The 15981-nt window shown below is 72.0% G+C and carries 13 protein-coding genes; 3 read left to right on the top strand and 10 right to left on the bottom strand.

What is annotated here, in order from left to right; genetic code table 11:
* Positions 1-11: 11 nt before the first annotated feature.
* The 5 genes from ACZ573_RS34215 to ACZ573_RS34195 form a co-directional block, all read right to left on the bottom strand.
* Positions 12-1652 (bottom strand): alpha/beta hydrolase, encoded by a 1641-nt coding sequence (locus ACZ573_RS34215; RefSeq protein WP_471312092.1) that lies wholly within the window; start codon positions 1650-1652, stop codon positions 12-14.
* A 287-nt stretch (positions 1653-1939) separates the two neighbouring features.
* Complete coding sequence (locus ACZ573_RS34210) at positions 1940-2416, bottom strand: ATP-binding protein (RefSeq protein WP_471312090.1); 477 nt, start codon at positions 2414-2416, stop codon at positions 1940-1942.
* A 404-nt stretch (positions 2417-2820) separates the two neighbouring features.
* Entirely contained in the window at positions 2821-3735 is a 915-nt protein-coding gene (locus tag ACZ573_RS34205) for an acyl-CoA dehydrogenase family protein (protein WP_471312088.1), read from the bottom strand.
* Positions 3736-3740: 5 nt separating this feature from the next.
* Positions 3741-4898 (bottom strand): acyl-CoA dehydrogenase, encoded by a 1158-nt coding sequence (locus tag ACZ573_RS34200; protein WP_471312086.1) that lies wholly within the window; start codon positions 4896-4898, stop codon positions 3741-3743.
* Entirely contained in the window at positions 4889-6094 is a 1206-nt protein-coding gene (locus ACZ573_RS34195) for an amidohydrolase family protein (protein WP_471312084.1), read from the bottom strand. The genes ACZ573_RS34200 and ACZ573_RS34195 overlap by 10 nt, the downstream gene beginning before the upstream one ends.
* A gap of 129 nt (positions 6095-6223) precedes the next feature.
* Here ACZ573_RS34195 and ACZ573_RS34190 point away from each other — a divergent pair, with 129 nt between their 5' ends.
* Entirely contained in the window at positions 6224-7777 is a 1554-nt protein-coding gene (locus ACZ573_RS34190; RefSeq protein WP_471312082.1) for an AMP-binding protein, read from the top strand.
* Positions 7778-8971: 1194 nt separating this feature from the next.
* Here the strand turns inward: ACZ573_RS34190 and ACZ573_RS34185 are convergent.
* Together ACZ573_RS34185 and ACZ573_RS34180 are read right to left on the bottom strand one after the other, a co-directional pair.
* Positions 8972-10225 (bottom strand): zf-HC2 domain-containing protein, encoded by a 1254-nt coding sequence (locus tag ACZ573_RS34185; protein WP_471312080.1) that lies wholly within the window; start codon positions 10223-10225, stop codon positions 8972-8974.
* Positions 10222-10785, bottom strand: coding sequence for a sigma-70 family RNA polymerase sigma factor (locus ACZ573_RS34180; protein WP_030732432.1), 564 nt, complete (start codon positions 10783-10785; stop codon positions 10222-10224). The genes ACZ573_RS34185 and ACZ573_RS34180 overlap by 4 nt, the downstream gene beginning before the upstream one ends.
* 301 nt (positions 10786-11086) lie before the next feature.
* On the opposite strand from ACZ573_RS34180, the gene ACZ573_RS34175 reads away from it, so the two are divergent.
* Entirely contained in the window at positions 11087-11605 is a 519-nt protein-coding gene (locus ACZ573_RS34175; protein ID WP_471312076.1) for an EF-hand domain-containing protein, read from the top strand.
* A 105-nt stretch (positions 11606-11710) separates the two neighbouring features.
* On the opposite strand, the gene purU is transcribed toward ACZ573_RS34175, so the two are convergent.
* Together purU and ACZ573_RS34165 are read right to left on the bottom strand one after the other, a co-directional pair.
* Entirely contained in the window at positions 11711-12589 is an 879-nt protein-coding gene (gene purU, locus ACZ573_RS34170) for a formyltetrahydrofolate deformylase (protein ID WP_189735167.1), read from the bottom strand.
* A gap of 14 nt (positions 12590-12603) precedes the next feature.
* The gene (locus ACZ573_RS34165; RefSeq protein ID WP_471312207.1) at positions 12604-13050 is read right to left on the bottom strand and encodes an SCO4402 family protein; all 447 of its coding nucleotides are present in this window, start codon (positions 13048-13050) and stop codon (positions 12604-12606) included.
* Positions 13051-13245: 195 nt separating this feature from the next.
* On the opposite strand from ACZ573_RS34165, the gene ACZ573_RS34160 reads away from it, so the two are divergent.
* Positions 13246-14544, top strand: coding sequence for an ABC transporter substrate-binding protein (locus ACZ573_RS34160; protein ID WP_471312074.1), 1299 nt, complete (start codon positions 13246-13248; stop codon positions 14542-14544).
* Positions 14545-14556: 12 nt separating this feature from the next.
* On the opposite strand, the gene ACZ573_RS34155 is transcribed toward ACZ573_RS34160, so the two are convergent.
* A complete protein-coding gene (locus ACZ573_RS34155; RefSeq protein WP_471312070.1) occupies positions 14557-15879 on the bottom strand; it encodes a hypothetical protein in 1323 nt (440 codons plus the stop codon).
* Positions 15880-15981: the final 102 nt, after the last annotated feature.

Genomic DNA, 15981 nt, shown 5'->3' with positions numbered 1-15981 from the left:
CCACGCCGGCCTCAGCCGGTCTCCTTGGCGCAGGTCCGGTCCTCCGCGGGCAGTTTGCCGGTGGCCAGGTACCTGTTGACCTGGTCGTCCACGCAGGTGTTGGCGTAACTCCCGTAGAGGGCATGCCGGTTCGCGCCCTCCAGAGTGATCAGCCTGGAGCTCGGCAGCTGTCGGCGCAGCTCTACGCTGCCCTTGTACGTGGTGCGCGGATCGCCGGTGGCGGCCACGATCAGCGCGGAGGCATCACGCCGTACCCGGGTGGGCTCCTCGCGCGGCCGGTCCCAGAAGGCGCACGGGTTGATGTTGCGGGTCAGCGGGCCGAACAGGGGATGCGCGGCGCGGCTGCGCTCGATGTCCCGCCAGTACTGCTCGGGATCGCGCCCGGCGGCCACGTCCCCGCAGATGATCGCGGACTGCGCTCCCGTGGGCTCGCCCTCCCCGCGCAGCGCGTACCGGAGCTCCCCGGCGAACCCCGCGGGCAGCGTGGTGGGCGCCCCGCCGGCGGCCTCGGCCAGTACGGACAGCAGCTCGCCGAAGGACGCCCGCGCGGGCTCGGTGTCGTCCGCGATGCCCGAGAACAGCAGGAGCGGCACCTGACTGTCGTCGATCCGGAAGGCGTCGGCGCCCGAACCGATGGTCAGCGGGCCGCGCGCGGATGCCGCGACGACGCGGTCGACGGAGGCGAGCACCTCGGCGCGGGTGCGGCCGAGGCCGTAGGTGCCGTGGCGCTCCGCCGCCCAGCCCGCCCAGTCGGACAGCGCCTTCTCGTTCTCGCGCTCCGTGCCCTCCAGCAGTCGGGGGCGGTAGTCGCCCGGGTCGATCGCCCCGTCGAGCACCATCCGGTCGTGGCGGCCGGGGAACATCTGGGTGTAGACCGTGCCCAGGTAGGTGCCGTAGGAGTAGCCCAGGTAGGAGATCTTCCGCTCGCCGAGCGCGCCGCGGATGACGTCCATGTCGCGGGCGGTGTTGCGGGTGCTGATGTGCGGGAGCACGGAGGCGCCGGTGGCCCGGCACTTGTCGGCCAGGCTCTTCTGCAGGGCGACCTGCCGGTCGAAGCCCGCCCGGTCGGCGCCGGCCGACAGCCAGGTCATACCGAGGGGCCAGCCGCAGTCCAGCGGGGTGCTGCGCCCGACGAAGCGCGGGTCGAAGCCGACGATGTCGTAGCGGGCCCCGACTTCCTTCATCGCCGCGCGGGCCGTCGGCGGGTAGGCCCGGGCGGGGCCGCCGGGGCCGCCCGTGTTCAGCAGGATCGCGCCGATGCGGTGACGGGTGTCGGTGGCCTTGAGCCGGGATATCGCCACGGTGATCGTGCGTCCCCGGGGGGCGGCGTAGTCCAGCGGCACGGTCACGTCCGCGCACTGCACACCTGCCCTGTCCAGATCAGGGCCCGTGGTGTCGTCGGGGCCCGTGACGCAGCTGCCCCAGGCCGGCCGCTGCTGGTAGTACCGGTCGAGGCCGGCCCCGGGGCGGTTCGCGGCGGACGCGGACGGGGGCGCGGCCCCGGCGGACGCGGCCCCGGCGGCGACGGCCAGGGTGGGGGTGGCGGCGAGGCAGGCGGCGAGGACGAGGCCCACGCAAGACGCGCGGCGGGCGGCGGGGCCGAGGGTTCGGCCGGCGGCGGGCGGCGCCTCGGCCGCTTCGTGTGATCTCATGCCCCGAGGCTAGGAACGGGCCCCGGCACGGCACATCGGCCACGGGCACGAGGTCGCGGGTCCCGCCCTCCCCCGGCGCCCGGGACCCGCGGCCCGGTCCGGCCTCCTCCCCCAGGAGGAGGCCCGGCGGGTACTGCGGGTGGCGGCGACGCGCGTGCACGCCCCGAGCGCGGCACGGCAGCCGCCACCCCACGACCCGCACTCGTCAAGGCGTGCCCTTGGCGTCCCCTCGCGTCGAATCGCTCCACACCAGGGTGATCAAGATGTGACGAACCGTCAACACCTCGTTAGAGGTACACGCGCGGTTCCCGTGGCGGGGTATGAAATTCCGACGGGCCGTCCGAGGGCCGCTCGGACGCGCGGTCGGAGGTCGATTTCTGCGCGCGGTCGATCTCGCACCAGATCTGTTTGCCCGCGCCCTCCCGCTGCCAGCCCCATCGGTCCGCCAGCCCGTCGACCAGCTCCAGGCCGCGCCCGCCGGTGTCCTCCCCACACGCCTGCCGGCGGCTCGGCGCCCGGTCGCTCGCGTCGGCCACCTCGACCCGCACCCCCGGCCCCCCGAACAGCATCCGCAGCACGGCCGGACAGCCCGTGTGCACGACCGCGTTCGTGACCAGCTCGGAGATCAGCAGGACCAGCGTCTCGGCGAGCGGCTCGTCGTCCCCTATGCCCGACCCCGCCAGCCGGGAACGCGCCCACCGGCGGGCCCGGCCGACCTCGGCGGGATCCGCACCGACCTCAAGCTGAACCTGAAGCACCTGCACCGCTCACACCATCCGAACCGGCGGACACTTCGCCTCGCGACAGGACGGAATCACCCGCTGTGATCCCCTTCCGTAGCAGCATGGTTGACATACAGTCACGACAACAAGCGCTTCGGGCATATTCCCGCGCGAAGGTGTGGGCGTGGTGCATACTGTGCGACGCTCGCGCCGCTCAACCGCTCGCATTCGTGGGAGCGTACCGGAGCAGGCCCCCGCTTCCGGGCCGCAATGAGTTGGGCGTAGGACACAAACCGATATCAACTCTCTGTAATCGGACATGCGTCCCGCGCCGTCCTTCCCGTGCCTCCACATCACCGTGAGCGACGGCCGCCGAGGGTCTCCCACCGAAGTCGCCGCCTCCCCGCGCCCAACCCCGCCCGGCCCCCGTTACCCCGCCCGGCCCCTTACCCCGCCTGCCCCGCCTGCCCCGCCGGGCCCAGCAGCTCCTGCGCCAGCAGCTCCTCCGCCTGCGCCGCCGTCCGCCACTGCTCCGCCCGCACCCAGGCCCGCTTCAGGTGCAGGTGCACGTCCGCCTCCCACGTGAAGCCCATCCCGCCGTGCACCTGCAGGCAGTCCCGGGCCCCCAGCACCGCCGCCTCGTCCGCGAGGAGCTTGGCCGCGGCCACCTCGCCCGCGTCCCCCGTCACCGCCGCCGCGTAGACCGCCGTACGGGCCACCTCCGCCCGCACCAGCATCCGCGCGCACAGGTGCTTGACCGCCTGGAACGCCCCGATCGGCTGCCCGAACTGCTCGCGCTCGCCCGCGTACCGCACCGCCAGCTCCACCGTCCGCAGCGCGCTCCCGAGCTGCAGCGCGGCCGTCAGCAGCGCCCCCTCCTCCCGGTACGCCGAGGCGTCGCCCGCCACCGCCACCCGGTGCAGCGGAGTCAGCGGGTCCACCGAACGCACCGGCACGCCCGCCGGCACCCCGGACGCCCCCAGCACCGCGTCCGCCTCCCCCAGGTGGGCCACCAGCGGCCCGCCCAGGTCGAAGGCGCTCACCACCGCCGTCCCCGCCGCCGCCCCCGGGACCACCCCGGCGGCCAGGTGGGTGGCCACCAGCGGGCCCGGCACCAGCGCCCGCCCGGCCTCCTCGAAGACCAGGACCGCCTCCGGCAGGCCCAGGCCCACACCGCCCTCGGATTCCGGCAGGCGCAGCGCGAAGAAGCCCGCCTCGCCCAGCTCCCGCCACAGCGCGCGGTCCACGCTCGTGCCCGTGTCCACCGACGCCCGCAGCGCCTCGCGTCCGTACCGGCCCGCCAGCAGGTCCCGTACGCCCGCCCGCAGGTCCTTCTGGTCCTCGGTCGGCTGGAAGTCCATGCCCCTCACCGGCCCTTCGGGAGGCCGAGGATCCGCTCGGCGACGATGTTCCGCTGGATCTGCGAGGTGCCCGCCGCGATCGTGTACGAGAGGGAGGAGAGCCGGTCCAGGGTCCACTCCTCCTCCAGGGACAGGGACTGGGCTCCGAGGACCTCCGCCGCCGTGTCGTACAGCTCCTGGCGGGCGTGCGAGTAGGCGAGCTTGAAGACGGAACCGCCGATGCCGGGGACCCCGCCCGCCGATCGCCCGGCCTCGCTGACGTTCCACTGGGTGAGCCGCCACAGCGCGCCGAACTCTCCGTACAGCCGTCCCAGCCTGCGCCGCAGCACCGGGTCGTCCCACCGGCCGTTGGCCTTCGCCGTCCGGGCCAGTTCCCCCAGGGTCCGGCGGCAGGCGACGACCTCGCCGACGAAGGCGGTGCCGCGCTCGAAGGACAGCGTGACCATGGTGACCCGCCAGCCGTCGTTCTCCGCGCCGACCCGGTTGGCCACCGGGACCCGTACCTCGTCGAGGAACATCTGCGCGAACTCGGCCGACCCGGCCAGCGTGCGCAGCGGCCGTACGGTCACCCCCGGCGCGTCCATCGGCATGGCCAGCCAGGAGATCCCCCGGTGCTTGGGCGCCGCGGGATCGGTGCGCACCAGCAGCTCGCACCAGTCGGCGACCTCCGCGTGCGAGGTCCAGATCTTCGACCCGCTGATCACGTAGTCGTCACCGTCGCGCACGGCCCGCGTCCGCAGGGAGGCCAGGTCGGAGCCCGCGCCGGGCTCGCTGAACCCCTGGCACCACACCTCGTCGCCGCGCAGCACGGGCGGCAGCCAGCGCGCCCGCTGCTGCGCCGTGCCCTCGGCGGCGACGGTCGGGCCGGCGTGCAGCAGCCCGACGAAGTTCGCGCCGACGTACGGGGCACCGGCGCGCTCGGTCTCCTCCAGGAAGATCAGGTGCTGGGTCGGGGTGGCTCCGCGGCCGCCCGCGTCCACCGGCCAGTGCAGGCCCGCGTAGCCGGCCTCGTACAGCCTGCGCTGCCAGCCGAGGTCGTACGCGCGCCGGCCCGGCCAGTCGTCGGGGGACGGTCTGGCGGGCAGCTCGGGAAGCACCTTGGCGAGCCATGCGCGCAGCCGGGCCCGGAAGTCCTGCTCCTCCTCGGTGTAGGTCAGGTCCATCGGCGGTCGCGGTCCAGGTCGAGGCCGAGCATGCGGATGGCGTTGCCGCGCATCAGCTTGTAGACCGTCTCGTCGTCCAGCCCCTTCACGTGGTCGAGGGCGACCTCCTTGGTGTGCGGGAAGGTCGAGTCCACGTGCGGGTAATCGGTCTCGAAGGTCGCGTTGTCGCGTCCGACGACGTCGAGGGAGGCGATCCCGTGCTTGTCGCGGAAGAAGCAGCAGAACATCTGCCGGTAGTAGTACGTGGACGGCGGCTCGGGGATCAGGTCGCGGACCCCGCCCCAGGCCCGGTGCTCCTCCCAGACGTCGTCGGCGCGTTCCAGGGCGTAGGGGATCCAGCCCATCTGGCCCTCGCTGTAGGCGAGCTTGAGCGTCGGGAACTTCACGAGGACGCCGCTGAAGAGGAAGTCCATCATCGAGGCCATCGCGTTGTTGAAGCTGAGCGAGGCCTGGACGGCGGGGGGTGCGTCGGGGGAGGCGGCGGGCATCTGGGAGCTGGACCCGATGTGCATGTTGACCACCGTGCCGGTCTCCTGGCAGACGGCGAAGAAGGGGTCCCAGTAGCCGGAGTGGATGGAGGGGAGCCCGAGGTAGGTGGGGATCTCGGAGAAGGTCACGGCCTTCACCCCGCGGGCCGCGTTGCGCCGGATCTCCGCCACCGCCAGGTCGATGTCCCAGAGCGGGATGATGCACAGCGGGATCAGCCGGCCGCCGCTGTCGCCGCACCATTCCTCGACCATCCAGTCGTTGTAGGCGCGGACACAGGCGAGGGCGACCTCCTTGTCCTCGGCCTCTGCGAAGGTCTGGCCGCAGAAACGCGGGAAGGTCGGGAAGCAGAGCGAGGCCTCGACGTGGTTGAGGTCCATGTCGGCGAGGCGCGCCTTGGGGTCCCAGCAGCCGCGGCGCATCTCCTCGCGGGTGATGCCCTCCAGGGTCATGTCGTCGCGGTCGAAGCCGACGGCGGCGATGTTGCGCTTGTACGGGAACTTCAGGTCCTCGTAGATCCACCAGTCGGTCGGCGGGCCGTCAGGGTCCATGGTGATGACGTACTTGCCGCCGGTGTAGGCGAGTTCGCCGATACCGGCGGTGAGCGCCTTGGGGCCGCGGTCGCGGTACTTGGCGGGCAGCCAGACGTCGAACAGGTGCGCGGGCTCGATCACGTGGTCGTCGACGCTGATGATCCGAGGCAGTTCCATGGTCTCCCCAATTCACCGATCTGATGGATCGTCAGAAACAAGCTAGCCCCGCCACCCCTGGACCGACAAGCTTCGGCGCCCTACGCTCTGCGCTTGATCTGACTATCCGTCAGCTATGGGAGGTCTGGGATGACGGACACCGCGACCGCGACAGCACTGAGCCGGTCCCGGACCCTGTGGGAACTGGTCTCCCGCAGGGCCGCGCTGACCCCGGACACCACCGCCCTGACCGAAGCCGCCGAGGACCCCGCACACGACCGCCGGCTCACCTTCGGCGCACTGCGCGACCGCTCCGAACGCGTAGCCGCCGGCCTCCACGACATGGGCGTGCGCCCCGGCACCGTCGTCGCCTGGCAGCTCCCCACCCGCATCGAGACCGTGCTGCTCTCCGTCGCCCTCGCCCGGATCGGCGCCGTCCAGACCCCCGTCATCCCCTTCTGCCGGGACCGCGAGGTCGGCTTCGCCCTCCGCGAGTCCAAGGCCGAGCACTTCGCCGTCCCCGGAACCTGGCGCGGCTTCGACCACACCGCCATGGCCGCCCGGCTCGGCGCGCGCGGCGTCTTCGAGGCCTACGCGGACCTCCCCGACGGCGACCCGGCCGTACTCCCCGCGCCGCCCGCCTCCGGCACCGGCGTCCGCTGGATCTACTGGACCTCCGGCACCACCTCCGACCCCAAGGGCGTCCTGCACACCGACCGCTCCCTGATCGCGGGCGGCTCCTGCCTCGCCCACGCCCTGCACCTGAGCCCGTCCGACGTAGGCTCCATAGCCTTCCCGTACGCGCACATAGGCGGGCCGGACTACCTGGTGATGCTCCTGCTGTACGGCTTCCCCGCGGTGCTCTTCGAGAAGTTCGCGATGCCGGACGCGCTGGACGGCTACCGCCGCCACGGGGTCACCGTGGCCGGCGGCTCCACCGCCTTCTACTCCATGTTCCTGACCGAGCAGCGCAAGGCCCCGGACGTCCCCCTCATCCCCACCCTGCGCCTCCTGGCAGGCGGCGGCGCCCCCAAGCCGCCGGAGATCTACCACGCGGTCGTACGGGAGCTGGGCTGCCAGCTGACCCACGGCTACGGCATGACCGAGGTCCCGATGATCACCATGGGCTCCCCGGACGACACCGCGGAGAACCTCGCCACCACCGAGGGCCGCCCCCCGGCGGGCATGTCCATCCGGATCACCTCACCGGACGGGGCCGAGCTGCCCCCGGGCACCGACGGCGAGGTCCGCCTGCGGGGCGAGGCCGTCTGCCAGGGCTACCTGAACCGCGACGGGTCGGCGGACGTCTTCGACCCCGACGGCTACCTGATCACGGGCGACCTCGGCCACCTGACACAGGACGGCCACCTGGTCCTCACCGGCCGCAGCAAGGACGTCATCATCCGCAAGGGCGAGAACATCTCGGCGAAGGAGATCGAGGACCTCCTCCACCAGCTCCCGGGCATCACGGACGTGGCGGTCATCGGCCTGCCGGACCCGGCCCGCGGCGAACGCGTCTGCGCGGTGGTGGAACAACCCCCGGGAGCCGCCCCCCTGACCCTCCCCCAGCTGACCGCCTACCTCCGCACCCAAGGCCTGGCGACCCACAAGCTCCCGGAACAACTAGAACTCCTGGAAGCCCTTCCCCGCAACGAGGCCCTGCGCAAGGTCCTCAAGTACAAGCTCCGCGAGCGCTACGCGTGACCCTGCGGGGCGGGGACGGAAGGCGGGAGCCACTTGACCGGCATCAGAGTCGCGTATGGGGGTTTCCCGTCAGTCCCATCGTCCCTCCGTGCCGGGCCGGTCCCTCAAGGACGCTCCTACGTCGCGTCGCTACGCGATGTCGCTGCGCTCCACCCTTGACCGACCGACCCGCCCCGGAGAAACGAAAGACTGCCGGGAAACCCCCAAAGGAACGGGCCGGGAGATCAAGGATCAGGACGGGGCGGCCAGAGATGCGCGACCCGGTCGGGCGCGAAGAGCCACGGTCCAGAGACGGGGCCCATCACAGCCGCCCTGCCGTGCCGGGGAAGCGCGTCCAATCGCTACGCGCTCCTGACGTCTCAGCGTCCGACGACCGTCCTGGGCTGGACATAGGCCGCCCCAGACCGTTACGCGCTTCTCCACGACCGCGACCGACGGCCGCCCTGGGGCCAAAGTCTCGCTATTCCGTCGTGAAGCCGGGTCAACGCGAGCATCACCCCACAAGCTCACACCCAAACAGGGGTAATTGGGGCAAACGGTCGGCCTTTCGGGCCACCCACGTGCGCTGACCCGCATCCACGACGAAATAGCCGCAGTTTCACGCCTTCCCACCCCGGTCAGCCGCCGGACGCCTCCCACGAGGAGCGCCTACGGGTCGTGGGCGGCCTATGCCCAGCCCAGGACGGTCGTCGGACGCTGAGAGATGAGAAGCGCGCAACGATCGGACGCGCCTCCCCCGACACGGGCCGTGGTCCGTGATGGGCCCCGTCTGTCGGTCGTGCTCGCCGGGATCTCCTCGCGCATCTCTGATCGCCCCGTCCTGATCCTTGAGTGCCCGGCCCGTTCCTTTGGGGGCTTCCCGACAGTCTTCGTATGTCCGGGGCGGGACGGTCGGTCAAGGGTGGCCGCAGGCCATCACGCAGTGACGCGACGAAGGAGCGCCCTTGAGGGACCGGCCCGAACCGGAGAGACGATGGGACTGACGGGAAACCCCCAGCACGTCGCTGCCTACCGCCCCGGCGGATCCCACTCCCCGAAGGCAGCCGGCCACTTCTCTCCTCTGCAGGGTTGGCTTCCGCCGTGCTCGGCCACCCCGCGCCCGGGGGTGGGTGGGCAGCCACCGGCCCGGGGCGGTGGGGCCGCGGGGGTGAAGGCCCCGACCGCTCCCCGCATACTCGTACGTCCGCCGCCCCCCTACAGCCTGCTCAGTGACGCCGCCGCGAACAGGACGTCGCGGATGGCCTCGCGGTCACCGTGCTGGCCCACCGCCGCCTCCTCCGGGGAGATGTGCCCGGCGGCCAGCTGGCAGAACTCGATGCCGTCCAGGGCGATCTCCGCCACCGTGCGTTCCGGCGACGCCTTCGCTCCCGGCGAGTCCAGCGCGATGTCCCAGCCACCGCCGCCCGAGCCCTCGATCTCCAGGTGCAGGGTCCGCCCGGGCGCGCCCGCCGCGACCAGGCCCCGCGCCGGGGCCGCCAGGCCGGCCCGTCTGCGCTGCGCCAGCGCGCCCGGCAGGAGCCGCGCCGCCAGGTCGATCATCCGGTGCAGGTGCGGGCCGGCCGGCGGCTCGTACGGGTAGTCCACCGCCTCGGCGATGTCCCACGCGTGCACCCAGCACTCGAAGGCCCGTTCCAGGAAAGCGTCCCCGAGCGGCAGCGCGAAGCCGCCGTAGTCCACCGCCAGCTCGGCGACTCCCCGGCCGGCGAAGGAGACCGTACGCACCAGCGTGTGGCCCTGTTCCCGCCACGGGTCGCGGACCTGCCGCGTGACCGGGTACGGCGTCGCACCCCAGAAGTGCTCCGTCCGCACGGTCGGCCCGCCCTTCGGCGCGTCCGGACCCAGCGGGTCGTCGAGCCCCAGCGCCGAGGCGATCAGCCCGTCCACGGTCAGCAGATGGCCGATCACCCCCGCCACCGTGGTCCGGTGCGACCGCCGCCGCTCCTCCTCGAACCACTTGAGCCGCACCGGGGTGTGCCACTCCGAGTCCCCGAAGTCCTGCAGCAGCGCGTCGAGCCGCGCGGTCTCGGTGTCGTACGGACTTGCCCACACCGGCACCGGAATACGGGCCGGCCGCTTGCCCAGGCAGTCCTCCAGGACGCGCGAGCGCAGCAGCGGTTTCAGGTCGAGGTTCTCCTCCGGGTGCAGCAGCCCCACCGCGTCGCGCAGCCGCAGCGCCTCCTCCGCGCAGGGCGCGCACTCGGTGAGGTGGTCCTCCACCGCCTGGGTCTCCTCGGCCGAGCAGGCCGCCAGCGCCCACGCCCCGAGCAGGGACTTCAGCACGGCGTGCGAGGGCGGAGGCGGCACCTCGGCAGGCGGCGGCGGTGGCGGCATCAACCGCGGAGCGTGCCCCGGGTCGAGGTCGTCCGCGGCCCCGCGCGGACCCGGTATCCGCGGCTGGCCGCCGGGACGCGCGTATCCGTCATCGGGCGACCGGGGAGGGCCGTTCATCGGGGCGTTCCATATCCGGACCGGGCGGTCTCCTCCTGAGGGAGGGCGTTGGCCGTCGACAGCAACTGCAGCCCGAGCCGCAGCCTGCGCCGCGCCTCGTCCTCACTGATCTGCAGGTCGGCGGCGGCCTGCCGGTAGTCGCGCCGCTTGAAGTAGGCCAGTTCCAGCGCTGCGCGCAGGGGCGCGGGCATCGAGGTGACGATGTAGTCGGCGCGGGCGGCCGCGTTGGCGCTGCGCACCTTCTGCTCCAGCTCCTCGCGTGAGCCGCGGCCCAGTTCGGCCTGGCGCAGCCGGGCCACCGCCTGGCCCTGGGTGATCCGGGCGACCCAGGAGCGCATGGAGCCCTGCTTCGGGTCGTAGGCGTCCGGGTTCTCCCAGATGTAGCCGAAGACCTCGCGGGTGATCCGGTCCGCCGCCTTCTCGTCGCCCAGCACCCGGTGCGCCAGGCTGTGCACGAGCGAGGCGAAGCGGTCGTACAGCTCCCCGAGCGCGGCAGCCTCGCCACGGGCGAGCCGCTGCTGCATGCGGCGGTCCCAGCGCGGTGGTGCGTCCTTCGGCATGAATGCCCCCAGCCGTGTGTCGACTCAACGAATGTAGTGGGCACATGGCGGATCGCGCCTGTTTTGGAAGAACCTCACCCTGGAAGTGCGCCCTGCGTGATAGGGGCGTGGCAGGGCGTGAACGGTGGTACGCCCGACGGCACATGGGGACAGGTGTACGCGCCCCGCCGCGCTCCCCGTGCGCGGGTTCGATGCGGCCGCCTCCTCGACCACTTCGCTTAACGCTCAGGCCACATAGGGCTTACGCTCCTGCCTTGTCTTGATCTGAACCCCACTGCACATGTGAAGGCGGAACGCCGAAATGGACAGCGCAGAATACGAGCGAAAGATCGCCGCCCGATTCGCCACCTTCGACCAGGACGGGTCCGGCTATATCGACCGGGAGGACTTCAGCGCGGCCGCGAAGGCCGTCCTGGCCGAATTCGGCACCACCGCCCGGTCGGACAAGGGCCAGGCCGTCTTCGCGGGCGCCGAGGCCTTCTGGCAGGGAATGGCCGGCATCGCGGACGTCGACGGGGACCAGCGGGTGTCCCGCGACGAGTTCATCACCGGGGCCGCAAAGCGGCTGCGCGACAACCCGGAGCGGTTCGCGGAGATCGCGCGGCCGTTCCTGCGGGCCGTGATCGCGGTGGCGGACGAGGACGGCGGCGGCGCGACGCCACCGAACGCGGCGCGGGTGCTGCGCGTCCTGGGCACCGCCCCGGAGCTGGCCACCCAGGTGGCGGCGGCCCTGGACGCGGACCGCGACGGCCGCATCTCGGAGGACGAGATCCTGGCGGCCTTCGCGGGCTACTGCGGAGTGGAAGCCCCCGACGCGTAACGCCTGCGGCGTGCTCGGCATGTTCAGCCTCGCGTTCGACGCGCGGGGCTCCGGGGGCGCTGCCCCGGACCCCCGCGCCTCGAACGCCGGCGAGGCTGTACTCGGCTACGCGAAGACGACCGTGCGGGCACCGTTGAGCAGCACGCGGTGCTCGCTGTGCCACTTCACCGCCCGCGCGAGCGCCTGGCACTCCACGTCCCGCCCGATCGCCACCAGCTGGTCCGGCGTCACCTCGTGCCCGACCCGCTCGACCTCCTGCTCGATGATCGGCCCCTCGTCGAGGTTCGCCGTCACGTAGTGCGCGGTCGCGCCGATCAGCTTCACACCTCGCGCATGCGCCTGGTGGTACGGCTTCGCGCCCTTGAAGCTCGGCAGGAACGAGTGGTGGATGTTGATGATCCGCCCGCTCAGCTCCGTGCACAGCTTGTCGGACAGCACCTGCATGTAGCGCGCCAGGACCACCAGGTCGACGTTCTCTGCGCGCACCAGCTCCAGCAGCTGCGCCTCCGCCTCCGCCTTGGTGTCCTTCGTGACGGGGATGTGCACGAACGGGATGTCGTAGGAGCCGACCAGTTCGGCGAAGTCGGTGTGGTTGGAGACCACGGCCGCGATCTCGACCGGCAGGGCGCCGATCCGCGTGCGGAACAGCAGGTCGTTCAGGCAGTGCCCGAACTTGGACACCATGAGGATGATCCGCATGCGCTCCTCGGAGCGGTGGATCTGCCAGTCCATCTTGAAAGAGTCGCCGATCGCGGCGAAGCTGGCGCGCAGCTTCTCGACCGTCACCGGGGGCTCGGCCTCGAAGTGCACCCGCATGAAGAAGAGCCCGGTCTCCCGGTCTCCGAACTGCTGGCTGTCCACGATGTTGCATCCGGTCATGAAGAGGTAGCTCGACACGGCATGCACGATGCCCTGCTTGTCGGGGCAGGACATGGTCAGGACGTACTGGGGCTGGGCCTGGGCCTCGGTGTGCGGGTCGCTCATGACCGCACAGCCTTTCACACCGCGCGGGTGAGGATCTTCAACACATCGAGCGATGCGGGTCGCTGGTCGGGGTCGTCCCCGTCGGCTTCCGCCAGCCGTACGTGCGCCTCGCGCGCGGCACGTACCGCCTCGGGCCACGCGTGGTGCTCCAGGTAGGCGGAGACGGGGGCGTCGGGCCCGACCTGGTGGAGGATGCGGAGCACCCGCAGCACGGCGAGGTCGACGACGGCCGCCTCCTGCGAGTCACGGAAGATCGTGCCGACGTACTTCTCGGCGGACCAGCTGTCGAGCCAGGTGTCCTCGACGAGCCGGTACACGGCGTCGGTGATGTCGCCGTACGCCTCGTCGCCGGTCAGCCAGGTGTCCTCGTGGAAGACCGGATCGGAAAGCATGTGCAGCGCCGAGCGCACGTTGCTGCGCCAGCGCCACCACGGCATGTCGTTGAGGGGCATGCCGCCCATGGTGGAGGAGCGGCCACCGCGTCGGGAAGAGTTCTTCGAACCTTGGGCGAATGTCACGCTTTCGATCGTACGTTCCTGTTCGGTGCGATCTTGAGGCGCCCAGGGGGACCACGCCCCCGTAATTCACCTGGGCGTCACCCGATGTTGTGTCCATCTCACTCGACAGTTACCGGTGGGGCGGAATGGTGCACGGACATGACCATCTCGCGACGCGCCGCATCCCGCTCCCGCACCTTCGTGGCCACGGCGATGGGTGCGTGTCTCATCGCCGGGTGCGGAGTGCTCCCCGGGGGCTCGGGGGGCTCCGGGGGAACCGTCACCGTCATGACCTTCGCCCCGGAAGATACCAAAGCGACCAACATGCCTGGAATGACCGGCATGGCCAAGGCGTACGAGCGCTGGGTGAACTCCAAGGGCGGGATAAAAGGTCACAAACTGCGCGTACTGACCTGCAACGAGAAGAACACTGCGTCCGGCGCCGCCGACTGCGCCCGCAAGGCCGTCGCCGAGAAGGCCGTCGCCGTCGTCGGCTCCTACAGTCAGCACGGACGCGCCTTCATGGCCCCGCTGGAGGCGGAGGGCATCCCCTTCATAGGCGGCTACGGGGTCTCCTCCGAGGAGTTCCAGTCCCCCCTGTCCTACCCGGTCAACGGCGGCCAGCCCGTCCTCATCGCCGGCGCAGGCCACCAGCTGAGCCGCGCCTGCAACCAGGTCGCCCTCGTCCGCCCGGACACCCTCGCCGGTGACACCCTGCCGGTCCTGCTCAACGCCGGCCTGCGGGCCAACAAGATGGCGGACGCCTCCGACATCCGGGCCGCCGAGGACTCCGCCGACTTCGGACCGCAGGCCCGCGAGGCCCTCGCACACACCAGCGGCACCGGCAAGGAGAAGGAGAAGGAGAAGGGCTGCGTGACCGCAGTACTCGGCGAGCGCACCGAGACCTTCTTCGACGCCTTCCGCCGGACCGACGCCCAGCGCAAGAAGCCGCAGATCTCCTCCGTCCTGGGCAGCGTCAGCCAGTCCTTGGTGGACCGCACGGGCGGCAAGGAGAGCCCCTTCGAGGGGGCGTACCTCACCAGCTGGTACCCGGTGGCCGCCGATCCCCTGTGGGAACCCATGCGCAAGGTGGTCGCCGAGTTCGCCTTCGGCGACGACAGCGTCGACCCCGACGACAGCGGGGCACAGACCACCTGGATCGCGTACACCGTGCTCAGCGAGATCCTCAAGGGCCTCAAGGGCCTCAAGGAGGACGAGCCCGTCACCGGCCGCGTCGTCAAGCGCGCCTTGAACGAGGCGCAGCCGGTCAACACCGGAGGCCTCACCCCGAACCTGAGCTGGCGCTACCAGGACATGCGCGCCGTCGCCGGCTTCCCCCGCATCGTCAACGGCCGGGTCACCTTCCAGATCGTGCAGGCCGGGCGGCTCGTGGCCCAGCCCGGCGAGCAGTCCCTGGACATGACCCCGACCCTGGTGACGGCCCCGCCCATGGCCTGACGCCGAATCGGCTCAGAGCTGGGACTTGTCCCGCTTGGTGAGGCCGTACTTGCCGGCGATCGCGTTCCACAGGGCCGCGGCGGACTCCTTGGCCTTCGTCGCCTCGCCGCTCGACTTGTTGCCCTCGGAGGCGTTCTTGGTGGCCTTGGCCTTGCCGTCCTTGCACTTGTCGTCGTCCACGTCGTCCGCCCAGGCCGCGTAGCTGTTGTCGGCGTCCGCGGAGGACTGCCAGGCCTTGGTCAGGGACGCGGACAGCTTCGCGTGGTCCGGGAGCTGGTCCAGCTTCAGCTCCTGGAGGCGGGTGACGAGCTCCTCGCGCTGGCGGGCCGCGTCGCGCAGGTCGGCGGCCGCCTGGTCGAGGTTGCTGCAGCCCTTGATGTCCTCCACGGCCTTGATCACCGCAGCCCGGCTGTCGTTGCTGTCCGCGAGGAGCTTGTCCAGCTGGACGGCCTGCGGGCGGGCCGGGTCGACGGGGGCCTCGCCGCCGGGGGCGGCGGGGTTGCCGCTCGCGGTCGGGGCGGCGGCGACCGCGCCGGGGTCGTTGTTCTGCGGCTTGTCGTCGGCGAGCAGCGAGCCGACGCCGAGCCCGACGACGGCCAGGCCGATGACCACCGCGCCGATGATCGCGGGCGAGACCTTGCGCCCGGGCTCCGGGGGCGGCGGGGGCGGGGCGTACTGCTGCTGCGGGTGCGGCTGCTGGTATTGCGGCTGCTGCGGGTGCGGCTGCTGGTACTGGGGCTGCTGCGGGCGGGGCGGCCGGCGCCGGGGCGGCTGGGGACGCGGCGGCTGGCGCAGCACGGGCTCCTGGACCGGCGGCATGTGCTGGGTGTGCCCGGCGGAGTCGTCGCCCCGGAAGAGCCCGTCGAACCCTTCGGCGGCGCGGTCGGCGGGGACGGGCGGTATGTACTGGGTCGCCGCCTCCTCGTGCGCGGGAGCGGCCGGGACCGGCGGGATGTACTGCGTCGCCGCCTCGTCGTGCCCGGGGGCCGCCGGGACCGGCGGGATGTACTGCGTCGCCGCCTCGTCGTGCGCGGGAGCGGCCGGGACCGGCGGGATGTACTGCGTCGCCGCCTCGGGCAGCGGGGGGTAGCCGTAGCCGTGCGGATCCCCCGGCCCCTCGTAGCCGGGCCCCACCACATGCCCGGGCGCGGCCTCCGGGCCGGGATAGGCCTGCGGATATCCGTACGCGGCCCCGGGCTGCGACTGCTGCTGGTCCGGCTGCGGGTGCTGCTGCTGTTGTGGCTGCTGCTCCGGGTACGCCGGGTGTCCGGACGCCGGGTCCGGACCCCACGGGGCACCCGGCTGGGGGGCGCCCCCTTGTCCGCTCTGCGTCACCGGGACTCCTTCTCCGACTCACCCGACCCTACGGAACCGTCAGGTCACGCTACCCCGTCACGCACCGCCACGGTGAGAGCACCCCGAACCCCGTCCGGCCCG

The organism is Streptomyces sp. NPDC040545, assembly GCF_055595065.1.
The sequence above is the reverse complement of the archived record's forward strand: the minus strand, read 5'-3'. Positions and strand labels throughout refer to the sequence as shown.